Source organism: Phycisphaerae bacterium, assembly GCA_012729815.1.
Taxonomy (GTDB): Bacteria; Planctomycetota; Phycisphaerae; order JAAYCJ01; family JAAYCJ01; genus JAAYCJ01.
Window position 1 is genome coordinate 1 of the sequence record JAAYCJ010000240.1, and the last position, 23,137, is coordinate 23,137.

Annotated in this window: 18 protein-coding genes; 8 read left to right on the forward strand and 10 right to left on the reverse strand. The window is 64.2% G+C overall.

Annotated features, from left to right (window positions below; translation table 11 throughout):
• Positions 1-20: 20 nt before the first annotated feature.
• Positions 21-1,694, forward strand: a complete 1,674-nt coding sequence (locus tag GXY33_15630; protein NLX06568.1) for a hypothetical protein — start codon at positions 21-23, stop codon at positions 1,692-1,694.
• 175 nt (positions 1,695-1,869) lie between these two features.
• Positions 1,870-3,051, forward strand: coding sequence for an MFS transporter (locus tag GXY33_15635; protein NLX06569.1), 1,182 nt, complete (start codon positions 1,870-1,872; stop codon positions 3,049-3,051).
• A 103-nt stretch (positions 3,052-3,154) separates the two neighbouring features.
• On the opposite strand, the gene dnaK is transcribed toward GXY33_15635, so the two are convergent.
• A complete protein-coding gene (dnaK, locus tag GXY33_15640) occupies positions 3,155-5,077 on the reverse strand; it encodes a molecular chaperone DnaK (GenBank protein NLX06570.1) in 1,923 nt (640 codons plus the stop codon).
• Between the two features lie 287 nt (positions 5,078-5,364).
• On the opposite strand from dnaK, the gene cysK reads away from it, so the two are divergent.
• Together cysK and GXY33_15650 are read left to right on the forward strand one after the other, a co-directional pair.
• Positions 5,365-6,348, forward strand: coding sequence for a cysteine synthase A (gene cysK / locus GXY33_15645; protein NLX06571.1), 984 nt, complete (start codon positions 5,365-5,367; stop codon positions 6,346-6,348).
• Positions 6,345-7,067 carry a DUF1559 domain-containing protein gene (locus tag GXY33_15650; protein NLX06572.1) on the forward strand — a complete coding sequence of 241 codons (723 nt, stop codon included), beginning with the start codon at positions 6,345-6,347 and terminating at the stop codon, positions 7,065-7,067. Before cysK ends, GXY33_15650 begins: the two co-directional genes overlap by 4 nt.
• A 57-nt stretch (positions 7,068-7,124) precedes the next feature.
• Here GXY33_15650 and GXY33_15655 read toward each other — a convergent pair whose 3' ends face one another.
• Genes GXY33_15655 through GXY33_15665 form a run of 3 tightly spaced genes read right to left on the reverse strand, consistent with a single transcriptional unit; the run spans position 7,125 to position 10,428 of the window.
• A complete protein-coding gene (locus GXY33_15655) occupies positions 7,125-8,054 on the reverse strand; it encodes a hypothetical protein (protein NLX06573.1) in 930 nt (309 codons plus the stop codon).
• 28 nt (positions 8,055-8,082) lie between these two features.
• Positions 8,083-9,771 (reverse strand): DUF1957 domain-containing protein, encoded by a 1,689-nt coding sequence (locus GXY33_15660; GenBank protein ID NLX06574.1) that lies wholly within the window; start codon positions 9,769-9,771, stop codon positions 8,083-8,085.
• A 21-nt stretch (positions 9,772-9,792) separates the two neighbouring features.
• Complete coding sequence (locus GXY33_15665) at positions 9,793-10,428, reverse strand: hypothetical protein (protein NLX06575.1); 636 nt, start codon at positions 10,426-10,428, stop codon at positions 9,793-9,795.
• Positions 10,429-10,659: 231 nt separating this feature from the next.
• On the opposite strand from GXY33_15665, the gene GXY33_15670 reads away from it, so the two are divergent.
• A complete protein-coding gene (locus GXY33_15670) occupies positions 10,660-11,073 on the forward strand; it encodes a fasciclin domain-containing protein (protein NLX06576.1) in 414 nt (137 codons plus the stop codon).
• 26 nt (positions 11,074-11,099) lie between these two features.
• Here the strand turns inward: GXY33_15670 and hemW are convergent, their stop codons facing one another.
• Together hemW and GXY33_15680 are read right to left on the reverse strand one after the other, a co-directional pair.
• Positions 11,100-12,236, reverse strand: a complete 1,137-nt coding sequence (gene hemW / locus GXY33_15675) for a radical SAM family heme chaperone HemW (protein ID NLX06577.1) — start codon at positions 12,234-12,236, stop codon at positions 11,100-11,102.
• Positions 12,237-12,286: 50 nt separating this feature from the next.
• A complete protein-coding gene (locus GXY33_15680) occupies positions 12,287-13,465 on the reverse strand; it encodes a hypothetical protein (protein ID NLX06578.1) in 1,179 nt (392 codons plus the stop codon).
• A gap of 330 nt (positions 13,466-13,795) precedes the next feature.
• On the opposite strand from GXY33_15680, the gene GXY33_15685 reads away from it, so the two are divergent.
• Both GXY33_15685 and GXY33_15690 read left to right on the forward strand, forming a co-directional pair.
• Entirely contained in the window at positions 13,796-15,142 is a 1,347-nt protein-coding gene (locus GXY33_15685; GenBank protein ID NLX06579.1) for a PDZ domain-containing protein, read from the forward strand.
• Between the two features lie 763 nt (positions 15,143-15,905).
• Positions 15,906-17,057 (forward strand): glycerate kinase, encoded by a 1,152-nt coding sequence (locus tag GXY33_15690; GenBank protein ID NLX06580.1) that lies wholly within the window; start codon positions 15,906-15,908, stop codon positions 17,055-17,057.
• Here GXY33_15690 and GXY33_15695 read toward each other — a convergent pair.
• Positions 17,032-17,913 (reverse strand): carbohydrate kinase, encoded by an 882-nt coding sequence (locus GXY33_15695; protein ID NLX06581.1) that lies wholly within the window; start codon positions 17,911-17,913, stop codon positions 17,032-17,034. The genes GXY33_15690 and GXY33_15695 overlap by 26 nt on opposite strands.
• 175 nt (positions 17,914-18,088) lie before the next feature.
• Complete coding sequence (locus tag GXY33_15700) at positions 18,089-19,933, reverse strand: chloride channel protein (protein NLX06582.1); 1,845 nt, start codon at positions 19,931-19,933, stop codon at positions 18,089-18,091.
• 177 nt (positions 19,934-20,110) lie between these two features.
• On the opposite strand from GXY33_15700, the gene GXY33_15705 reads away from it, so the two are divergent.
• The gene (locus tag GXY33_15705; protein ID NLX06583.1) at positions 20,111-20,353 is read left to right on the forward strand and encodes a hypothetical protein; all 243 of its coding nucleotides are present in this window, start codon (positions 20,111-20,113) and stop codon (positions 20,351-20,353) included.
• Positions 20,354-20,370: 17 nt separating this feature from the next.
• On the opposite strand, the gene GXY33_15710 is transcribed toward GXY33_15705, so the two are convergent.
• Positions 20,371-21,786, reverse strand: a complete 1,416-nt coding sequence (locus tag GXY33_15710) for a flagellin (GenBank protein NLX06584.1) — start codon at positions 21,784-21,786, stop codon at positions 20,371-20,373.
• A gap of 467 nt (positions 21,787-22,253) precedes the next feature.
• Positions 22,254-23,137 (reverse strand): AAA domain-containing protein (locus GXY33_15715; GenBank protein ID NLX06585.1); only part of this gene is annotated, 884 nt, incomplete at its 5' end.

Below are 23,137 nucleotides of genomic sequence, written 5' to 3' on the forward strand. Positions count from 1 at the left end.
AGGTCACGAAAGGAACCGCCATGGACATCTCAAAGCGATTTCCCAGCCAAATCCGGGAACTCCACAGCAACCTCCTGCCGTTCGACGGCACGACCTACGCCAATGACTTCTACCACGACGTCTTTCCCCGCATGGTCACGCCTCTGGGCACACAAAGCGTCTTTCCCGACTGGCTCTCCGGCGAGTTCTTTCTGGCCTGCGGCGTCCGTCCCTTCTTCTTCCACGACATCTACAACGCCGGTGACTGCTCCAACTTCGTCGCCATGATCGCCTCGCTGTATTCGCCCGCCCTGGCGGTTGAGGCCCAGAAAATCTTCCCCGACCTGATCGACCACTTCGGCTTCATGCCCGGCGTGATGAACCGCGGACCCAAGGACGACCGTGCCTTCACCCTTGACTATTCGCAGACCGCCTGGGGACCGTTCGGCTACTGGGACCAGTTCGCCTGGACGCGCGACCGGCGGTTCCTCGCCTCGCACGCCGACGCCTGCGCCGCCTGGGCCAAGTGGTGGCTGGCCAATCGCGACCGCAACGGCGACGGCTGGATTGAACCCGGCGTCAACGACTGCAAACCGTCAACGCCGCAGTTCCGAGCCGAGATGAGCCGACGCCACCCGGAACCGGGCCGCCTCTGCCCGGAATACTGGGACTACACCGGCGTCCACAATGACCAGGCATCGGCGATGAACCTGATGGTCTTCGAGATCCCCTGGGACGACAGCCCAGCCCACATTCGCGGCCGAAGCCGACACCTCCGTTTCGACCCGGCCACCAAATCCGCCACCATCCACTACATCGAGTCGCAGCTCTACGTCAGCCTGCTCTGCGGCTTTGCCGCGGCGGCGATGCGGCTTCGCGGCAACCAGCGCGAGGTGGAGTTCTTCCGCCACCACGCCAACCGCCTGAACGGACTGGTGCGCGACCACTGCTGGGACGAGACGACCGGATTCTACCACGACCGCGACGTCGCCACCGGCCGCCTCGATACGCAGGTCAAGCACCTCGGAGCGTTCGTGGCCATGTTCATGGGCCTGCCCACATGCGAACAGGCGCGCCGCATGGTCGAACACCTGACCAACCCCGCTGAGTTCTGGACGCCGTATCCCGCTCCAACGATCTCGCATGACTCAGCCGACTACCACCCAACCCACTACTGGTCCGGCCGAGCCTGGCCGCCGACCAACTTCTTCGTACTCAAGGCCCTGCTGAACTACGGTTATTTCGACGAAGCCGACGAGCTGCTCCGCCGCTGGACGCGCCTGATGAAAACCTGCATCGACCGCACGCCCGACACCGACAACACCGACGCCACATTCGAAGGCACGTTCGACGCCCGTCGCTCCACCGCCGGCGGGGCCAAGTGGATTTCGCCCGAGAACTGGAATCCCGAAACCGGCGAGGTGATCGGTTCCGGCGGAGTCAGTTGGGGCGCCCTGTGGGTCCCAGCCGTTGTCTACCGCCACTTCTGGCCCATTGGAGAAAACCACGTCCTCCTCCGGCCCGGCGGCGAGTTCCGCCTCCGCTGGTCCGACCGCTGGGACATCCACATCAAGAACAACCAAGCCGAAGTCAACGGCCGATCGTACGCGCTCGACCCGCAAACCACCTCGCTCCTCGACGAATCCACCGGCCATATCCGCCCCCTCCAACCCGGCCAGGCCGACCCAGTCCAACTGGAATTCTCGCCAACGTGAGACATCGACGCCGGTCTTAACTAAATATTCAAGACCTGACCCCATGGAGTCAGGTCTTGAATATTTAGTTAAGACCGACCCGTCGAGCAGTTCGCTTCGCTGTTCCCTTTTGCCGGTTCCCGCCGTAACATGGGGCGATTTCAGGTTTTGAATCGGTTGGTTGCACGGAGCTTTCATGCCATTCGACAGACGAACGCTCGGCCTTCTGGCGGTGTTTTCGGTGCTCACCGCGTTCGCCATCTCGGCCAATGCGGTCCCGCCGCTGGTGACCACCATCGCTGAGGAATTCGGCCAGAACTACGAGGACTTCGGGCACATCTTCTCGCTGCAGTACTTCTTTTTCGCGGTCGCCGCATGGACCGGCGGCTGGGCCGCCGCCCGGCTGGGCCTGACCAACCGCGGCCTGGTCATGACCGGCCTGTTCGTGATGGGCCTTCTCCTGCTGGCTGGATCGCAACTGCAAAGCCTGGCGTGGTTCGCGATCTGGGCCTTGCCTCTGGGCTACGCGGGCGGCCTGACCGAGACCTTCGGCTCGGTCATGATCGCCAACCTCGGCGGCGTCGGCTCCAGCAAGATGATGAACCTCGCCCAGGTCTTCTACTGCCTCGGCGCGGTCATCGCCCCGCAGCTCGCCGCTGTCTTTCTCGACCTGGACCTCTCCTGGCGGCTGGCCCTGGCCAGCCTCAGCCTGATGATCCTCCTGATCGCCGCCCTCTTCACCCACCTGACCCGCGACCTGATCCGCCGTCCCGCCGGCGAGCCCGCCGCGTCCGCCGATGAACCGTCCGAACCGCCGGTCCGCCTCCTGACCGACCGCACCTTTCACCTGCTGGCGATTGCCCTCTTCCTCTACGTCTCGATCGAGTGCGTCTTTGTCTGCTGGATCGCCAGCTACTTTGAAAAATTCCTCGACGTGCCCAAGGAGGCCGCCGCCTCTCGCCTTCGCGATTTCTGGATCGGCATGATCGCCGGACGCCTCCTGACCCTCGCGCTGCCGCGCCGCTGGACCCTCTGGCCCGCGGCGATCGTCGCCAGCGCCGGCCTGGCCGCCGGCTGCGCCCTGCTGAGCTTCCGCTGGCCGCCGCTGATCGCCACGCTGCTGGTCGTCGTCACGTCACTGGCCGCCGGGCCGTTCTGGCCGGCCCTGGTCGTCCTGAGCCAGCAGGTCCGCCGATCCTCGCGATTCACCTCCGCCGTCATCGGAGCCGGAGCCCTCGGCGCCGCCGCCGGACCATTCGCCTCGGGCCTGGTCATCAAGCACTTCGGCCAATCCGCCCTCTTCCCCGCCACCACCGCCGCCGGCCTCGTCTTCCTGATCGCCGTCCTCCTGGCCCATCGCCAAGCCGTCCGCCCATGAAAAAACCCAGGCCCTTTCCGACCCGGGTTTTTCGCAACGGATCTATCAGTAACCCGCCGCCTCCGCGGGCGACAGGGAACTGCTGCAGGAGACCTTGCGGCCCCTACTTCTTCTCCTCGTACTCGGCGTCGATCACGTCATCGCCGCCCTTGGAACCGCCTTCCGGCCCAGCCTGCGGCCCTTCGCCCGCCGCGGCACCCGCCTGGGCCTGGCCACCGGCGACGTTCTCGTAGATCTTCTTGCCGATCTCCTGCGAGGCCTGCATGACGTTCTCCATCGCCCGCTTGATCGCGTCCGCGTCGTCGCCCTTCATCACCTCGCGCAGGTTGTTCAACGCCGCCTCCACGTTCGAACGCTCCTGCGGCCCGACCTTCTCGCCGTGCTCCTTGAGCGTCTTTTCGGTCGTGTAGACCACCTGATCCGCCTGGTTGCGAAGATCGACCAGTTCGCGGCGCTTCTTGTCGTCCGCTTCGTACTTCTTGGCGTCCTCGGTCATTCTGCGGACCTCGTCTTCGGTCAGGCCCGAGGTGCCCTTGATCTCGATCTTCTGCTCCTTGCCGGTGGCCATGTCCTTGGCTGAAACGTTCAGAATGCCGTTGGCGTCGATGTCGAACGTCACCTCAATCTGCGGCATCCCCCGAGGGGCCGGCGGAATGCCCTGCAGGTTGAACCGGCCCAGCGTCCGGTTATCGTTGGCGAACTGCCGCTCGCCCTGCAGCACGTGGATCGTCACCTCGGTCTGATTGTCCGCAGCCGTCGAAAACGTCTCCTTCTTGCTCGTCGGAATCGTCGTGTTCCGCGGGATCAGCACCGTCATCACCCCGCCCAGCGTCTCGACGCCCAGCGACAGCGGCGTGACGTCCAGCAGCACGATCTCTTCCTTCTCGCCGGTCAAGATCGCCCCCTGGATCGCCGCCCCGACCGACACCACCTCGTCCGGATTGATGCTCTTGTTCGGCTCCTTGCCGAAGACCTCCTTGACGATCGCCTGCACCTTCGGAACCCGCGTCGAACCGCCCACCAGCACCACCTCGTCGACCTCGTTGGGCTTGAGCTTGGCATCCTGAAGGGCCTTGATGCACGGCGTCTTGAGCCGTTCGAAAACCCCCTCGGCAAGCTGCTCGAACTTCGACCGCGTCACCGTGATGTTCAGGTGCTTCGGACCGTTCTGGTCGGCCGTGATGAACGGCAGGTTCACCGTCGTCTCCAGCACCTGCGACAGCTCGATCTTGGCCTTCTCAGCCGCCTCCTTGAGCCGCTGCAACGCCATCGGATCCTTGCGAAGGTCAATGCCCTCGCGGTTCTTGAACTCCGTGGCCAGAAAGTCGATCAGCACCTGGTCCAGATTGTCGCCGCCCAGGTGCGTGTCGCCGTTGGTCGAGAGCACCTCGAACACGTTGTCGCCGATATCGAGAATCGAGATGTCGAACGTGCCGCCGCCGAAGTCGAACACCGCGATCTTCTCGTTCTTCATCTTCTCCAAGCCGTATGCCAAAGCCGCCGCCGTCGGCTCGTTGATGATCCGCTCGACCTTCAACCCCGCGATCTGGCCGGCCTCCTTGGTCGCCTGACGCTGCGAGTCATTGAAGTACGCCGGCACCGTGATCACCGCCCGCTCGACTTCTTCGCCCAGATAGTCCTCTGCTGTGCGCTTCAGATCCTGGAGGATCATCGCCGAGATCTCCGGCGGCGTGTACTGCTTGCCCCGGACCTGGACCTTGACCAACTCCTCCGGCGCTCCGACCACCTCGTACGGCACCATCTTCTGTTCTTCCGCCACCTCAGCGTGACGGCGCCCCATGAACCGTTTGATCGAGTACACCGTGTTCGTCGGGTTGGTCACCTGCTGACGCTTGGCCAACTCGCCGACCAACCGTTCGCCCTTCTCCGTAAACGCCACTACCGACGGGGTCAGCTTCGAACCCTGGGCGTTGACCAGCACCTTCGGCTCGCCGCCCTCGACCACCGACACCACCGAAAGCGTCGTTCCCAAGTCTATGCCAATAATCTTGTTCGATTTCGCCATGATCGTCCCTCATTGATTACAACTAAGTACAGCTTATCCCTGTTGTCCTACGGTACTCTCTTATGCAAACTCCGTACCAAAACCACCACCCACAGTCCAGATATAAACCAATAAATAGCAAACCCTTACGATCATCCCTGGCCGCATTCCGCCTGTTCTGACAAAATGACACCCTGCTCTCACCTCCCCGTCAAAACTGGCAAGCCCACTGACCACACTTGAAACTCGTCAATTTCCTTTATTCCGCCGCCGGTCGCCCGTAGTCTCATGCGGTACGATCGGATACAATGGGCAAGGGGTGCAAGACAGCCGGGAGGTGCCAGGTCATGCCGACTTACGTGGATATGCTCAAAACCGTCGGACGAACGCCGCTGGTGCGGATCAATCGCATCATCCGCTCCTCCTGCACCGTCCTGGCCAAGCTGGAGTACTTCAACCCGCTCAGCAGCGTCAAAGACCGCATCGCCGTCTCCATGATCGAAGCCGCTGAGCGCGACGGCCGGATCACACCCGACACCGTCATCCTCGAACCCACCAGCGGCAACACCGGCATCGGCTTGGCCTTCGTCTGCGCCGCCAAGGGCTACCGCCTGATGCTCACCATGCCCGAAAGCATGAGCGTCGAACGCCGCAAGCTCCTGGCCGCCCTCGGAGCCGAACTCGTCCTGACCCCAGCCGACAAGGGCATGACCGGCGCCATCAACCGGGCGAAGGAAATGCTCGAGTCCGACCGCCGCATCTACGTCCCACAGCAATTCGAAAATCCCGCCAACCCGCAGATCCACCGCCAGACCACCGCCGAGGAAATCTGGTCCGACACCAACGGCCAAATCGATGTCCTCGTCGCCGGAGTTGGCACCGGCGGCACCATCACCGGCGTCGCTGAGGTCATCAAGGGCCGCAAACCCGACTTCCGCGCCGTCGCCGTCGAACCGGCCAAATCGCCCGTCATCACCCAGGCCCTTGCCGGCCAGCCCCTCCAGCCCGGTCCGCACGGTATCCAGGGCATCGGCGCCGGCTTCATCCCCGGCGTCCTGAACCTCAAGATCATCGACGAGGTCGTCACCGTCTACGAGGACCAGGCCTACGACTTCGCCCGCAAAGCCGCCACCCAGGAAGGCATCCTCTGCGGCATCAGTTCCGGCGCCGCCCTCTATGCCGCCGCCCGGATCGCCGAACGAAAAGAATCCGCCGGCAAAACCATCGTCGTAGTCATCCCGTCTTCCGGTGAACGATACCTGAGCACCCCGCTTTACGGAGCCCCGTCATGAACCATCAAGTTCGTGCGCGACCGCGCGCCTCCTCTCCGCGACGGTCAGCCGTCGGCTTCACCCTCATCGAGCTTCTGGTCGTCGTCGCCATCATTGCCGTCCTGATCGCCATCCTCCTGCCCACCCTCGCCGCCGCCCGCGAAAGCGCCAACCGCGCCGTCTGTGGAAACAACCTCCGCCAGATGGGCGTCGCGCTGAGCGCCTACGAGGGCGAGAACCTTCGCCTGCCGCCGCATGACGCAGTCAACCCCAATGAAGTCTACCGCAATACACCCGGCTACCACATGTTCGACCTTCGACCGCTCTTCCTCCGGGCCGCCAACGGCCAGACCAGCGTCTACTTCTGCCCCTCCAGCCCCTATAAATCCGGACCCGACGGTTGGGCCGTCGGCGAAAGCGGCCTCGGCGGATACTACTGGGGCATCGGCTACAACATGTTCTTCTGCCTCGAGCACAACGGCTCCGGCGCCTACGACTGGGACTACCGCTACTCCGGCATGGAGGGCCCGCCCCTGCGATTCGGCGACGGCAGCGGCGTCCTCGCCGCCGACAACTGCGCCTCGTGGATCGGCCTCGGCGGGCCGCTCGAACCCTACTCCTACTCCCACGGGCCAGGAAAGTTCGAGGGCCTCAACGTCCTCTATGACGACGGCCGCGTCGTCTTCAAAAAACAACTCACCCACTACGTCCAGATGGGCAACCAGTACGATCAGTTCTGACCCGCTCCGTTCGCCAACTCAAAGGCGGACACAGAACAAGCCGTGGCGGCATCGCCCTCACAGACTTAGCTGCAGCCGCAACGTCTTCTCTAACGAACCCGCCAGCCACCGCGCAACCGGCGTCCTTTCGCCCAATCGCTCCACCACCTCCTGATCGACCGCGCACCGGTCCAGTTGCCCCTCACAGAATGCCCCCAGACAGTCTGCGATGACCGTCAACCGCGCCCTCGCCGGGTTCCGCTGTAGATTCCGTGCATGCAAAGCCAGCGGGCGGGCCGGATGAAGATCCCCTCCAATCGCACCCAAAACCGTTCGAACCGTTTCCACAAAGTCCCAGTTGCACCCGGTCAACAGATCCATCGCCTCCGCCAGCGAGACCTCCGCCGCCGGGCCGTCCACCTGATCGCAAATCACCTTCGCTTTCGTCCATCCGCAGAACTCCGCATTTTGCCCCTGCCACGCCCGATCCACCACCTGCTCCGCCACCGAGACCCACCGCTGCCCAGGGTCCGCGTACCGCTCGACCTTCTCGATCACCCGCCTCACCTGCCAGACCTTCAACGCCGTCCGCTCGCCCAGCAACTCGATCAGGTCTCGCACGCCGTACCGGCCGAAAAGCGGCGTATCCTCATTCACTTCCACTCCCGCGCACCACGATCTCAACATCGCCAGCAGGCTTCGATACTGCTCCTCCCGCTCGTCCACCGCCGCTGGATCGCGCCGTCCCTGTCCCTTCGTCGTCCCGCGACGGCCGATCGCGTCGATAATGATCTCCGCGTGCCGTTCGGCCTTATGATGGCACGACTCCAAAGTCGCGATCAATCCCCGCACGTGTCGCGCCCACTCCTCAAGTGGCGTCAGCGAATCCTCCAGCCGGTCCAGCTCCGCGATCTCCGCATCCACCGCCGCTGCGCAGTTCGCCCACCACCGCCGAATCGCTCGGTCCACCCAACCGTACCCTTCCAAAAAGACCCTATCCGCCGCCATCGCCGGATCTCCATGCAATCCGCACCGATCACGGCATCCACCAGTTCAGGTCGATCTCACTGAAGATGTCGTCGTGGGCGTCCATGTCCGCCAGTTCCGCTTTCTGCAACTCCGTCACCTGCCCGCCGCGTCCCAAGTCCTCGGCGATCTGAACCGCCCGGCCAAACGCCGTCGCGTGCCCGGCAAACCGCTGAATCCCATAGTCCACCGCCTGCTGACGCTGCACCACAAACGGCCAGTCGCTCGCCTGCAGCAGCAGCAACTGCCTCGCCGCCCGTTCGAGCACCTCGCGTATCGGCCCCTCGGTCCGCCACGGCAGCGCGTGCAGCACCCGCAGAAACTCACCCTCCGCACGGTACTCGATCTCCCACATCCATCGTATCCGGTCGTTGATCCACGTCCGATGGTCGCCGCCCTCGCCCCACGAACCTTCCGGCAATCGCACTACCTTCTCCGGCGGATGGTGATACAACGCCTCCTCAGCCGTCATCAACTTCACGTCGCGATCCCGGCTGAAGTTCAGAATAACGTCCCGCAAAAACCGCGGCCCCTCGAACCACCAGTGCCCGAACAGCTCCGCGTCGAACGGCGCCACGCACACCCCCTGCCGTCCCGTCTGATGCCGATACGTGCCCAACACCTCGCGAACCACGTTGCAGAAGTGCTCCGCGTGCTCGAAAACCTTGCCGCCCACGTCGTCGGGATAGTACGGCTGCTTGTCCGACAGCGGCGACTTGCGACTCGTGACCTTGTGGTACCGCAGCCCGCGTTCGCCGTACTTGCGGTGAAACTCCAGATACTCGCCGGCCCCCGGATACCCCAGGTCGCCCGACCAGACCTGCTCGCTGACCCGCGGATGCCGCGCAAACGCGAACGTCGACGGCGGTCCCGGCTGCGACACCACACCCACCCCTTCCAGCACGCCCGGCCGCCCCGGATCGCGGGCATACCGATCCCGCCCAGCCGCGACGAAGCCGCCGCCTTCGCGCACGCCCATCACGTGCGAATCGAGAATCATGTGCGACTCGACGAAAAAGTGCGTAATATCCACCGCCGCCAGGTACTGCTCGATCCCCGGACGATAACGCGCGTTGTCGTACAGCACCGCCGGCAGCCAGTGCTCCCACGTCGGCCGGTACGCGCACTCCGGCAGCCACATCCCGCGCGACGCCAGCCCCAGATGACGCCGGCTCGTCGCCACCCCGCACGCCATCTGCGCCCGCAGCATCTCGTCATTCAGCAGCAGCGGCATGTACGCGTGCGTCGCGTTGCTCGTGAGCAACTGGATGTGCCCCTCGCGGCAGCGCTGCGCGAACTCTCCGGGAAGGCTCCGACCGATCCGCTCAAAGTGCTCCAGCTTCGCCCCGTACCACTGCTCCCACCGCTCGGCCAGGTACGCGAAATGAAGCTGATTGGTCTTCTCGAACTCGCGGCGGTCGTCCCGCGCCCGCTCCATCCGTCCAGCCAGGTACGCCGCAAACCCGCTCTTGAACCGCTCGTGGCCCAACTGCTCCAGCAACACCGGCGTCAGCCCAATCGTCAGCGCCGGCCGAGCCCGATTCAACGCCACCTCGCCGATCATGTCCAGAATCGGCAGGTACGTCTCCGCCGCCGCCTCATACAGCCACGCCTCGCCGTGCGGCCACGAACCATGATGCAGCACATGCGGCAGATGCCCATGCAGAACGAAACACAGACTCCCCAACGTCTCAGCCATCGGTTCACCGCCCTACCAGGATCAATCGTGTTGGTCAGACCCCGCCATCTTCCCCAGCCCGTCCAGACACCGCTGCGACCACGTCTCAAGGCTCTCCCGCTCCGCCTCCAACTCCTGAGCCGTCAAAAAACCCATCTGCGTAATCATCTGCTCGCGTTTCTCCACCTTCGACGACTCCAGCGTCCAAAGATGCACGACGCCCAGATGCACCCGCCCCACCTCGTTCGAGTCGTCGTTCAGCAGCGCCACCACCCGGTCCGTGTGCGCCGTCTCGACACTCACCTCCTCAGCCACCTCGCGCTGCACCGCCTCTTCATAGGCCACCCGCGCGTTGTCAAACAACGGCGCTTCGTAATCCTCCGGATTGATATGCCCGCCGATCCCGATCGACCGGTTGCCCACCAGCCGCGTCTCGCCCGCCCGCTTACCCCGCACATAGCTCAGGTACCGGCCCTCGTGACGCATGATGACGTACGGAATGATCTGCTTGTACCCCGGATCGTGCTCCGCCGCCGAGCGGGCCATAAACCGCGAAACGCCCGGCGCGAAAATCTCCCGCAAATACCGATCCACCTCAAAGCAAAGCCCTTCAAACGCTCCTACCCGATCCAGCACCGACCGCTCGACCACCAGCACCTGTTCTTCCTGCGACACCATGTCCTCCTTGCACATACAGCGGCCGCGGCCGCACCCGTCCAGAAAGTCCATACTCTACCAGCCCAACCGCCCGCTTTCAACGGCGACCGCCTCCACCGACGCCGAAATCTCCCCGCCCGACTCTCTCATTCGCATGCCCGGCTTGACACCGGGTTCCCTTACGGCTATTATGATGCAAGTACCGAAGCCACAGGGGGTTTTCGTCGACAGTTCGTTTGAGGGGGTAAAGCCATGCCGGACATCATCTCCCAACTGCACCAACGCAGTGACTTCAGCCGTTTCCTCAAGCTCCTTCGCCAGGTCGACCTGGTCACCATCCTCCAGAACTACGGCCCGTGGACCATCTTCGCCCCGTCCGATGCCGCCTTCGACCGACTCCCGCCCGGCAGCGTCGACGGCTGGCGCCATGACGTCGCCCGCCTCAACGATATCCTGATGTACCACATCGTCGAAGGCGAACTGCTCTGGGAAGACCTGACGGAGATGTCCGAGGTTATCACCATCGAGGGCGACACCGTCGCCATCGACACCCACGACGGCCTGGCCATCAGCGGGGCCAAAGTCACCGAGGCCGACATCGAAGCCGACAACGGCGTGATCCACGTGATCGACCACGTCATCATGCCCGCCCACGTCGCCGACTGAAGACCGCCGCTCCGATCCCGTCCCGATCAGGGCAGAAACTCGGCCATGACCTCGTTCGAAAGCACCAAACCCTTGCGCGACAATCGGATGTGATTCGAATCCGTCTCGATCAGCCCCGCCTCCCGCAGCCGATCGAGACGCTCGGCAAAGATCGCGAATGGATCGAACCCCGTCCGCCCCATGAACTCCCGCCGATCGATCCCGCGCCGCATCCGCAAATTCAACATGGCCGTCTCGCCCGCCAGCAGCAACCCCGCCGGCCGCTCCGCCGACTCCACCGGCCGATGCCCGCGGGACAGTAACATCGTGTCGTACTTCTCCAGATCCGCCACGTTGGTGTACCGCACGCCGCCCAAATACCCCGCCGCCGACGGACCCAGACCGATGTAGCTGAGGTTGTGCCAATAGCGCAAATTGTGCCAGCTCTCATATCCGGGCCGGGCGTAGTTGCTGATCTCGTAGTGACGGTAGCCGCCGGCCGAAAGCACCTGCTCAGCCAGATAGTACATCTCGATCAGCAACCCCTCTTCCGGCATCCGATCCCGCCACAGCCACGCCGGAGTCCCCGCCTCCAGCGTCAGCTCGTAGCACGCCACATGCTCCGGGCCCAGTTCCACCGCCCGCTCCAGCTCCCATCGCCACGCCGCCAGGCTCTGGTCCGGCGTGCCGTAGATCAGATCGATGCTCAGGTCCTCGATCCCCGCCGACCGAATCTCACGCACCGACCGCCGCGAGTCCTCCGCCCGGTGCCGCCGGCCCAACGCCGCCAGACGCTCGTCATCGAAGCTCTGGACGCCCAACGACATCCGATTGACCTCGGCCCGCCGCAGCACCGCCAGCTTGCCCGCCGTGGTCGTCTCCGGGCTGGTCTCGACCGTATACTCGACGTCATCGGTCGGCAGACAGAACTTCCGCAGCGTCAACGCCAGTTGCTCCAGTTGGCTCTCCTCCAGCCGCGTCGGAGTCCCGCCCCCGATGTAGATCGACTCCAAACGCGGCCGCACCGGGTCGAAATACTCGTGGAAGACCAGGTTCGCTTCCTTCTCCAGGGCATGGAGATAGCGCACCAACTGCTCTTCGGTAGGCGCAACGCTGTAGAAGCTGCAGTAGTTGCACTTGCCCGTGCAAAACGGCACGTGGACGTACAGCCCCGTAGTCTCCATGAAGAATTATACGCCCGAACGCAAGGCCGGAACCGACGCCTTCAATGCCGTCAGACCCAGACGGCGGCTGAATTCCCGTTGCGGCTCGGCCGGTAGCCCTTGGCCGCCTCATACAGGGCCTCGACGTTCGCCGGCGGAGTCCCATGCATAATCGAATTCGAACTCGCCGCGACCACCCTCGGGCCGGCCGCCTCAATGCACTCCCGGGTCCGCCTGGCGACCTGATCGGGCGTTCCTCGCCGCAGCAGGTCGCAGCTGACGTTGCCGATCAGCACCAGCTCGGGAAATCTCGCCCGCAGCCTGTCGAAACGCATGCCCGCGTCGTAATCGACCTCGTAGTACGCGTGCGGCTGGCCGTCGCCGAACAGGTCATCCGCCACCGGCCACAGATCGCCGTCCGACCGCATGACGTAGTAAACGCCCAGATCCCGGCAGAACTCGAAAACCCGCTTCCATCGCGGCAGCATGACCTGCCGGAAGAACTCGGGCGAATAAACCGGGCCGTCGTTGAACGCGAAATCTCCGCCGCCGTTGATCAATTTGATCCCGTGCTCGTACTGCGCCAGGATCGAAGCCAGAACCCGATCGATTTGCAGGTCGATGTACTCGCCGACCAGTTTCGGATCGACCACCGTCGCCTCCAGCCACCCCGGTTCCATCGGCACCGCCATCCCTCCCGACCCGGCCACGACGAACTCGTTTCCGTACTCCCGCTGCGCGCGGGCCCGCAGCTCGTCCATCTGACCGGAATCGCCCCGATCCAACTGGCGGAATTGAGTCCGTATGGTCTGCACCACCTCTTCGACAGCCATCGGACCACGCGCCGACTGCGATAGCCCATACGTCCGCGACTCCGGATCGTAGTTGTAGATCCGCCAATCCGACCCCTCCGGATCGCCGTAGAGGATGCGGTACTCATCGACCCGCCGGGTCGGCCGCACCGTATGCCGCCACGGCAGGTGGAGCACGTCGAAGTCGAAATGCCTCGCCAGGGCGACCGTGTCCGCCAGCAGGCGGTCCAGGAACTCGTGGTGGGCCTGATCGCCCGCCAGATACGCGCACGCCTCCGCATAGTGGACGTCGGTCGAGCCGGTCCACACCGGCCGGCCGAGAATCTCGCTGGCCACGCTCGAGGCGAACGCCTGCTCGCAGATTGGAATCCGATCGGGCCAGAAGCCCTCAAACGCCGACTGAATCCGGACGTGATGCGGACTGGCCGTGGTCGCCATGGTGACACTCCTTTATCTTAAGTTGCCGAAACAAGGTGTAGACAATACGTAGTGTCAGAGTTCGCCGGTCCGCCTCGCTAAGGCGGCTACGGCGCAGCGATACTTCACTCCGTCACCCCTCGCCCCCGGGCAATCCGCAAGCCCTAGAATAATGCATATATCGACGAAACCAAGCAATTTCATTCGTTTCGGCTAAAATCCCATACGCCGACCAGCGATGCACCCGGATTTTGGCCTCGGCAGCCGCGACCCTGTCCGGGTACAATTCCCGTGAACGCCGACCCGCCGGCTGCTGGCGTTCTGACGTCCGATAACCAGGAGGAACACCCGATGCATACCATGCTGGCCACCCTGGCGGTGATCGCGGCGGCTCTGCCCAGCCAGACACAAACACTCACCGAACGGCAGGCCACCCGTGAAACGCCCGTCGTCCGCGTCTGCCGCACCGTTAAAGACTCCGTGGTCAATATCAGCACCACTCAAGTTATCGAACGTCGCTCCGGCTGGTTCGACGATGATATCTTCAACTTCTTTAACGTCCCCGGCCCGTTCGTCCAGCGGATCCCCACCCACTCCCTCGGCAGCGGTTTCGTCATCCACGACTCCGGCTACATCGTCACCAACGCCCATGTCATCCAACGCGGCGTCGAAATCAGCGTCTCCTTCGCCGATCAGACCACCCTCAAAGCCGTCAAAGCCTATACCGACAACGAACGCGACCTGGCCGTCATCAAGGTCGAACCGGAAAAACCCCTCCAGGCCATCCGCCTCGGCCGGGGCGACGACCTGATGATCGGCGAAACCGTCATCGCCATCGGCAACCCCCTCGGCTATCACCATACCGTCACCACCGGCGTGATCAGCGCGGTCGATCGCGAACTGACCTTCAAGGACTCGCGGGCCTACCGCCACCTGATCCAGACCGACGCCTCCATCAATCCCGGCAACTCCGGCGGACCGCTGCTGAACATCCACGGCGAACTGATCGGCATCAACACCGCGATTCGCGGCGACGCCCAGAACATCGGATTCGCCATCTCCGTCGAACGCCTCCGCCAGGTCCTGCCCGACCTCTTCGACGTCGAAAACATCCGCCGGGCCGACCTGGGCTTCAAGACCGCACCGCTGGTCGACGGCAAACGCATCCGCGTCGACTCGGTCAACGGCGACTCCCCTGCCGAGGCGGCAGGACTGCTGCCCGGCGACATTCTGCTCGAATTCGACGATGCGCCCATCGACGACGCCGTCGATTTCTACGTCAGACTCCTCGAACGACCGATGGGCCAGGCCCTGCGGCTGACCGTCGAACGCGACGACCAGGAACGCGTCGCCCTGTCCATCCCCTTCGAAGCCAAGCCCAAAGCCGATGGGGCCGCCCTAGCCCGAAAGCACCTGGGCCTGAATCTCACCGAAGTCTCGCTGGAAGGCGGACGCCTCGGCTTCGCCGAAGGACAGGTCGTGGCCGTCGAATCCGTCGAACCCGACTCCCCCGCCGACCGGATCGGCGTCCAACGCGGCGACATCATCGAACAGCTCGATCGCCAGTACGTCCGCAACCTCGACGAGGTCGGCCAGATCCTCGAAAAAACCGATCCCGGCGAGGACCTCTTCCTCGGCGTCATTCGCCGAATGCGCAGCGGCTACTACCGCCTCACCGCCCAAATCCAGACCCGATAGCCCGACCCACAAAGGGCCGCGACCGTGAGGGAGCGGGGCTCTCCCACGACCGATGCAGCCTAACTCTGGAACAGCACGGAGTACGCGGACCACGCGGCAAAGCACGAATCAAAGAATGCTTCCCCCAAGAACCGTTCTCTCACCCGCTCATTGGCTTTCGCCGCCTCCGGCGGTGTGGGCTCCGTGCCGCTCCTCCAGTCAGTCCTATCCCGCCCCGCAAATCCCTGCAGAAATCCCTGACGCGTTTTCCGCTCCCGCCGTCAAAACCGACCATTTGCCTCACCACGATTCCCATGCTATCTTTATCGTCGAAGGGCCTTAGCGCCCTCACACGCGTCGCACCTGGCGGCGTTTGACAACCGAATACCCAGCCGGAGCGGACAAGCCCCACCGTTTGGGAGGGACGGGGCAAATCGTACGATTTGTACAAGAACCCCGACAGCGACACGCTGAGACGCTTTGCGACCACGCCGCCAGACCAACCGGCCTGTACGGATCGTGCGTTTTGTACAAAACTTCTTCCCGCCGTTCCTCGATCCGCCCAACTTCGAACCCCCCGCTCCGCGGGCCGCGCAAATCTTACGATTTGTACAAAACCCTCGATATCCCGCTCCCAGGCCACCCGCGCAAACCACACGCATGCACCAAAGGTACAATCTGTACAAAACACAGACCCCGCCGCGGGACACGGCAAAATGCGTTCCTTCGTCGGATCAGGATCGCTATAGTAGCCGATGACGACAGGAGGTCCGCCATGCGTCGGATGAAGATCGTGATCGCCCCGGACTCGTTCAAGGAGTCGCTGCCCGCGACGGCGGTGGCCCAAGCTGTGCGCCGCGGCTTGGCAATGATCTTTCCCGATGCCGCGTACGATCTGGCCCCGATGGCCGACGGCGGCGAGGGCACGGTCGACGCCATGGTCCACGCCACCGGCGGGCGATTCGTCAAATGCCCGGTCGGCGGACCGATGGGCCGGCCGGTCGAGGCGAGGTTCGGCATCCTGGGCGACCAGCAGACCGCGGTGATCGAAATGGCCGCCGCCTCCGGCCTGCCCCTGGTCCCGCGAGACCAGCGCAACCCGATGATCGCCACCACGCGGGGCACCGGCGAACTGATCGCCGCCGCCCTGAGGGAGAAAGCGACGCGGATCATCATCGGCATCGGCGGATCGGCCACCGTCGACGGCGGAGCCGGGGCCGTCGAGGCCCTCGGAGCCAGACTCCTCGACGAACGAGGCGAGCCGATCGGCTCCGGCGGTCGTGGGCTGCGCAAGCTGTCGACCATCGAGATGGACGGCTTCGATCCGCGTATCCGTCAGACCGAAATTCTCGTGGCCTGCGACGTGACCAACCCGCTCACCGGGCCGCACGGCGCGGCGCGGGTCTACGGCCCGCAGAAAGGGGCCACGCCCGAGATGGTCGCAGCCCTGGATGAGAACCTCAAGCACTACGCCCGCGTCGTAAAGGAACGGCTTGGAATCGACATCGACACGCCCGAAGGGGCCGGAGCCGCGGGCGGACTCGGAGCCGCCCTGATGGGCTTCTGCGGGGCCAGACTCGAAAGCGGCTCGCAACTGGTGGCCGAGGCGATTGGCCTGAGCGAGCGGCTGTGCGGCGCCGACCTGTGCGTCACCGGCGAGGGTCGGATCGACGGCCAGTCGTCGCGAGGCAAGGTCTGCCAGCAGGTGGCCCGAATGGCTCAACGGCACGGCGTGCCCGCCGTCGCCCTGGTCGGCGGCGTGGGCCCACAGGCCGAGACCATGATCCCGCCATTGAGCGCGTTCTTCTCCATCGTCAATCAGCCGATGGAACTGTCCGAGGCGATGGCCCGGGCGGATGAGCTGCTCGAAGCATCCGCCGAGCAGGTCGGGAGGCTCTGGCAGACCGCGATCACTCGCCGGTCACCAGACGCCTGAGCTCATCGGGCCATTCCGGCGTGGCGCCCGCCTGCGAGGCCACAAACGCCCCCACCCGGTTGGCGTGCTCGCAGATCTCGTAGAGGTCCTTGCCCCGCAGCATCCCGTCGACCAGCACCGCCGAAAACGCGTCGCCGCAGCCGACGGTGTCGGCCACCTTCGATGTAAATCCCGGATGCTCGACCACCCGGTCCGGGCTGACCATCATCGCCCCTTGGCTCGACCGCGTCACACAGACCACGTCGAGCTGATAACCCTCGATCAGCGAACGGGCGATCGCCGCCGGGGCTTCGGCCTTCAACTCCAGAAGCTCGCCCAGCGTGACGATCTCCTCATCGTTGAGCTTCAGCGCCGTCGCCAGCTTCAGCGAATTCTCGATAATCGAACGGCTGTAGAAGTGCTGCCGCAGATTGATATCGAACAGCCGCAGCCCGCGGCACAACCCGACCAGATCGAGAATGGTCGTCCGCGAGACCTCGTTGCGCTGGGCCAGCGATCCGAAGCACACCGCGTCCGACGCCTCCGCCTCCGTCCGCAGGGCCTTCGACGGCTGGAGGAAGTCCCACGCCACCTCCTCGACGATCGCGAAGCTGTGGGCCTCGCCGTTCATCGTGATCTGCACCGTCCCGGTCGGGCGAGCCGGGTCGATCTGGACAAGCGTGGCCGGATTCTGCCGCAGCGAAAGCGCCCGCAGCATCTCGCGGCCCAGATCGTCGTCCCCGATCCGCGACACCGTCATCGCCGGATGCCCCATCTGCCGGCAGTGAAACACGAAATTGGCCGGAGCCCCGCCCAAAATCTTGCCGTGCGGAAACACGTCCCACAGCAGCTCGCCGATGCCCAGAATCCGCGCCATCGCTCGCTCCTCGCAACAGACCACGATCACCGCAGCCATCATAGACGCCGCCGAACCCTTTGGCAATCGTCTGCTGCTCTCCAATTCTCCGCGTGGTCCGCATGCCCCGTGCCGCTCTGAAGGGAAGTTGAATCGACGGCGAGAAAACTCCGCTCCCTTACGAGCGCGGCGGCAACTACAGCCGCATCTCAAGCAACCGGGCGCTGTAGGCGGCGATGATGTCCTGGCGGCGGAGCATGCCAATCACGGTGGTGGGTTTTTCCGGATCGACGATCGGCAGTTCCTCGAATCGCGACTTGGCGAACAGGCTCATCGCGCTGCTCAGGTCGGTACCGAGGGTCAGCGGCTCGACGTTGGTCACCGCCAGATCCTGGGCGATCGCCAGCTCGCCGATCTCGCTGTCGTAGAGGAACTGGCGGACGTCGTTCCAACTGAACAGGCCGTAGAACCGCCCCTCGTGGTCGACCACCGGGAAACACGACTGGAGCGTGCCGGGGATCATGTGGACCACTTCGCCCAGCAGCATGTCCACCGGCACCGTGGTCACCTTCTGCGAGGTGTACTTCCACGCGTCGCGGACGGTCAGGCCCTCCAACACGTCGATGATGAAGTCGCCGCGGTGGGCCGGCGAGTCGATCCGCGCGGCCACCTGCTCGCGATAGATCGACCACCCTCGCGACAGCAGATACGCCAGCGCGCAGACCCACATCGCGGGCAAAAATAGCGCATAGCTGGCCGTCATCTCGGTCACCATGATCAGCGTGCTGACCGGCGTGTTGGCCGCCGCGGCGAAAAAGCTGGCCATGCCCAGGATCACGAACACGTCGATCCGCGTGACCACGCCGGGCATCGCGTGCAGGAACGCCAATCCCACCACCGCGCCGAGCGAGCCGCCGATCACCATGCTCGGTCCGAACACGCCGCCCGAACCGCCCGAGCCGATGGTCAGCGAGGTGGTGATGATCTTGCCGATCCCCACCAGCAGCAAAACCGCGATGAGTATCTGGGATCCCGTCTCGGGATGCAGCAGCTTCTGGAGGAATCCGTAGCCGAACGACAGGACGCTCAGCACGTCCCGCTGAGCCTCCGGTCCGGCCCCGGCCATCAGATAATAGGCCGCGACGGCGAACGCGCCGGTCGCGAAGGCCCCGAGGGCCGGTTTGAACTTCGGCGGGATGCGCAGCCGCTTGAAGGCGGCGTGAATGCCGTAGAACGACCGGACGTAGACCAGCGACGCCCCGGCCATCGCCGCGGCCAGCACGGCCAGCGGAATCAGCAGCATCGGATTGTCGAACCGCATCGGCGCCACCAGAAACAGTGGCTCAAAGCCGAAAACCAGGCTGTAGACGCAATACGCGATGGCGGTCGAGATGAACGCCGGGATCAGGGCCTCGGGCTCGAAATCCGGCTCGCGGTAGAGCACCTCGGTGGCGAAAATGGCCCCGGCCAGCGGCGCGCGGAAGATCGCGCCGATCCCCGCTCCCATGCCCGCCGCCAACAGGATACGGCGATCCTGGTCGGAAAACTTGAGCCTGGTGGCCAGATAGGAACCAAACCCTGCTCCGATCTGGGCGATGGGCCCCTCGCGGCCGCCCGATCCGCCGGTGCCCAGCGTGATGGCGGAGGTGATCATCTTGATGATCGGGACCCGCGAGCGGATCAGGCCCCGCTTGTTGTGGTACGCGTCGATGGCGGCGTCGGTGCCGTGGCCTTCGGCCTCCGGTGCAAACGTATAGACGATCCACCCGCTGACGAGCCCGCCGAGCGTCGGCACCACCAGCAACAGCCACGGCACGAGCGGCCGGCCCAACGGCTCGAAGATTTCCGACTCGCCGGCCGGACCGCGAGTCTCGTAGCCGGCGATCATCGCCAGCGTATAGTGCACCACGAGGTTGCACAGGAAATGGAACGCGATGGCTCCGAACCCGGCCACGATCCCGACCGCTCCGGCCAGGATGATGCCCCGCCCGACCGAGCCGAGCCGGCCTCCGCCCTCGGGCAACCCGAGGCGGCTGAACATGTTTCGTATCCGCTCCAACACGAGCCTGTACCACTGCTTCGCCGAACCGTCATCAACGTCAATCGCGTGCGCCGCCAAAATCGCCGCCGACCGGTCCGGGCATAAAAGGAATTATTACACCCCGCCAAACCGAAAAACGCAAGAATCTCCTGCGCAGAAGAACTTGCACACGCGAAGATGGCACCCGCCGCAGGCATCCGGCGATGCCGCGACCTGCCGGGTCAGCGGTTGTTCGAGTACATCGACGAGAACGGCGATCAGCAGCCCATCGACTCGGAGGATATCAACGTGTATCTGCGGGAGGCGACGGGTAGTTGTTCCGGCGGCCGTCTCGGCAGCGGGTATTCGCACCCGGCGGACGAAGAAAAGGAAAAGGCGAGGGCCTTGGGTGACCCTCGCCTTTTCGCAGGGCGAGCCTGAGTTGTGTCTTATGTCGCCTAGCCGAGAAGGGCCAGGGCGTTCTGCGGAGCCGAGTTGGCCTGACGCAGCACGGTGGTAGCCGCCTGCACCAGGATCTGGGACCTCGTCAGGTTCGAGGTCTCAACCGCGAAGTCCGCGTCGCGGATCGCGGATTCGGCCGCCGCGGTGTTCTCCAACGCGACGTTCAGGGCGTTGACCGTACTGTCGACGGTCAGCTTCTGGAACGCGCCCAACCGACCACGGAGAGAGGCCACCTGCTTGATGCCCGACTTGACGATCCGCTGGGCCGTTCCGAGGTTCGTGCTGGACAGGTTGTTGGTCTGGCCGGAAGCCAGCGAACTGATGTATCCGTTGGTGCTGTCGCCGAGCGAACCGGTGGCGACCGACTGGATACCGATGCTGGCGCGGCCGGTCAGGACGTCGGGGGCCAGGGAGAAGGTAGCTCCACCGCCGGTAATCCCGAACGTCTTGGTGGCCAACTGCTGGCCGAGACCTTCGGTCATGGTCAGCTCGAGCGACAGGCTGTCCGTGTTGATGCTGGCGGTCAGACCGTTGGTGGTGGCTTCCTGACCGTTGATCATCACGGAAGCGTCCAGACCGTAGTCGGTGCCACTGGTGCCGCCGCTGATGGCCATGGTGCCGCTGATCACGTCCACACTGACGAAGGCGTCGCTGCCGTATTCCGTCGTGTTGAAGAATACGGTCTTGTTGCCGGCCGACAGGGTGGCCGAAACGCCGGTCAGTTCCTTGACCTGGTTGACGGCGGCGGCGATGGCCGAGACCTTGGTGCCGCCGGCGAAGCTGAGCACTTCGCTGCCGCGTTCGCCGGTGATCTGGATGGTCGTGTTCGAAGCACCCAGGGCCGAGGTCGCGTAGTACACCCGGCCGTACTCAGCCGAGTTGGTCACTTCGATGGTGACCGTCCGGGTCTGGCCCTCGAACAGCTTGGCCGACCGGATGTTCAGGTCGGAGATGGCCGAGGTGGCCACCGAACTGAGGTTGTAGTCCAGGGACCCGTTGAGGAGCTTTTTGCCCTGGAACTCGCTGCTGTTCGAGATCCGGTTGATGGTCGAGAGGATCGAGTCGACCTGAAGCTGCTTGGCTTCGATTTCGTCCTCGCCCAGACCACCCTCGTTGGCTGCGGAACTGACAAGGTCCTCCAACTGCGTCAGCAGGTTGGACACCTCGTTGAGAGCACCCTCAGCGGTGGAGATGACGTTCGTTGCCCGCTGGCCGTTGGCGATGGCCGCGGACAAGGCCGTCTTCTCGCCGCGGAGCACTTCCGAGGCGATCAACCCGGACGGGTCGTCGGCGCCCTTGTTGATCCGCAGACCGGTGCTCAAGCGTTCCAGTGCGACGTCCATGCCGGTGCGCTGGGTGTTGAGCACACGAGCCGCGATCATACTCGTGACATTCGTGTTAATTCTACTCATGTGGCTTTAACCTCCCACAACTATGCCGGACGACTTTTTGCGAACCCCACACTTTTACGCTTGTCTTCCGTCGGCTTGCGACTTGCGACCCGACGTTTGCCGCTAGGTAGCTCGTCCAGCTACTGCTACCTCTTGCCGGTGTAGTTCATCGGACTGACTTGACGGTGATTTAAGATAGGCCGTCATGGCAGTATTGTTAAGCGGGGTGGTTTAGGGAAAATTTTGTGATACGCTCGGCAACAATAAAGGAAAGGCTGGCCGTTTTTCCCAGTTTCAGATCAGGGACGACAGTTATTATGGGTCTTGAGTATCCCCCCTGCCATCGGGTGGAGATTCCGACAAAATCATGGGAAGGCAGGGACTCCAGGTCCGGTAAAACGGCGGCGGTCAGTGTTGAGGGTCTGTGGTTACGGCAGCAGATGCCGATGATTGAACCCGGCTTGGAGGCTTGGAGACGCGGCTGGGGGTCAGGATTGGGGCTCGCGGACGGTCCCCAGGAGCTTTTCGACGATGCTGTCGGCGTCGATGCCCTCGGCGTCGGCGTTGAAGTTGGTGAATATCCGGTGTCGCAGGACGGCTGGGGCGATCTGGCGGACGTCCTCGCAGGAGACGTTGAAGCGGCCGCGGAGGACGGCGCGGGCCTTGGCCCCGAGGATCAGGTACTGGCCGGCGCGTGGTCCGGCGCCCCAGGTGAGCCATTCATTGATAAATGATGGGGATTCGGGGCGGTTCGGCCGGGTGGCGCGGGCCAGATCGACGGCGTAGTTCAGGACGTGGTCGCTGACCGGAACGCGGCGGAGGAGTTTCTGGATGGACAGGACCTCCGGCCCGGTCAGGACGGCTTCGGGCTCGCCGAGCAGATCAGAGGTGGTGGCCCGAATGATGTCGAGTTCCTGGGCCTTTTCGGGGTAATCAACCTTAATGAGAAACATGAAGCGGTCGAGCTGGGCCTCGGGCAGCGGGTAGGTGCCCTCCTGCTCGATGGGGTTCTGGGTGGCCAGGACGAAGAACGGGGGCTCGAGGGTGTAGGTTCGCCCAGCCGCGGTGACCTGGTGCTCCTGCATGGCCTGGAGGAGGGCCGACTGGGTTTTGGGAGGCGTCCGGTTGATCTCGTCGGCGAGAATGATGTTGGCGAAGACAGGACCGCGGACGAAGCGGAAGTCTCGTTTGCCGGTGGCCCGGTCCTCCTCGATGATCTCGGTTCCGGTAATGTCGGAGGGCATCAGGTCGGGCGTGAACTGGATGCGGCTGAAGGAGAGCTTCAGGACGCGGGCGATGGTCTGGACCAGGAGCGTCTTGGCCAAGCCGGGCACGCCGACGAGCAGGCAATGGCCGCGCGAGAGGAGGGCGA

Bases quoted from the DNA above. Each gene is read 5' to 3' on its own strand.
- GXY33_15710 (NLX06584.1), bottom strand. From the start codon at position 21,786: ATGAGTAGAATTAACACGAATGTCACGAGTATGATCGCGGCTCGTGTG.
- GXY33_15705 (NLX06583.1), top strand. From the start codon at position 20,111: ATGGCACCCGCCGCAGGCATCCGGCGATGCCGCGACCTGCCGGGTCAG.
- GXY33_15665 (NLX06575.1), bottom strand. From the start codon at position 10,428: ATGGTGTCGCAGGAAGAACAGGTGCTGGTGGTCGAGCGGTCGGTGCTG.
- cysK (NLX06571.1), top strand. From the start codon at position 5,365: ATGGGCAAGGGGTGCAAGACAGCCGGGAGGTGCCAGGTCATGCCGACT.
- GXY33_15700 (NLX06582.1), bottom strand. From the start codon at position 19,933: ATGTTCAGCCGCCTCGGGTTGCCCGAGGGCGGAGGCCGGCTCGGCTCG.
- dnaK (NLX06570.1), bottom strand. From the start codon at position 5,077: ATGGCGAAATCGAACAAGATTATTGGCATAGACTTGGGAACGACGCTT.
- GXY33_15635 (NLX06569.1), top strand. From the start codon at position 1,870: ATGCCATTCGACAGACGAACGCTCGGCCTTCTGGCGGTGTTTTCGGTG.
- GXY33_15630 (NLX06568.1), top strand. From the start codon at position 21: ATGGACATCTCAAAGCGATTTCCCAGCCAAATCCGGGAACTCCACAGC.
- hemW (NLX06577.1), bottom strand. From the start codon at position 12,236: ATGGAGACTACGGGGCTGTACGTCCACGTGCCGTTTTGCACGGGCAAG.
- GXY33_15660 (NLX06574.1), bottom strand. From the start codon at position 9,771: ATGGCTGAGACGTTGGGGAGTCTGTGTTTCGTTCTGCATGGGCATCTG.
- GXY33_15695 (NLX06581.1), bottom strand. From the start codon at position 17,913: ATGGCGCGGATTCTGGGCATCGGCGAGCTGCTGTGGGACGTGTTTCCG.
- GXY33_15655 (NLX06573.1), bottom strand. From the start codon at position 8,054: ATGGCGGCGGATAGGGTCTTTTTGGAAGGGTACGGTTGGGTGGACCGA.
- GXY33_15690 (NLX06580.1), top strand. From the start codon at position 15,906: ATGAAGATCGTGATCGCCCCGGACTCGTTCAAGGAGTCGCTGCCCGCG.
- GXY33_15670 (NLX06576.1), top strand. From the start codon at position 10,660: ATGCCGGACATCATCTCCCAACTGCACCAACGCAGTGACTTCAGCCGT.
- GXY33_15650 (NLX06572.1), top strand. From the start codon at position 6,345: ATGAACCATCAAGTTCGTGCGCGACCGCGCGCCTCCTCTCCGCGACGG.
- GXY33_15685 (NLX06579.1), top strand. From the start codon at position 13,796: ATGCATACCATGCTGGCCACCCTGGCGGTGATCGCGGCGGCTCTGCCC.
- GXY33_15680 (NLX06578.1), bottom strand. From the start codon at position 13,465: ATGGCGACCACGGCCAGTCCGCATCACGTCCGGATTCAGTCGGCGTTT.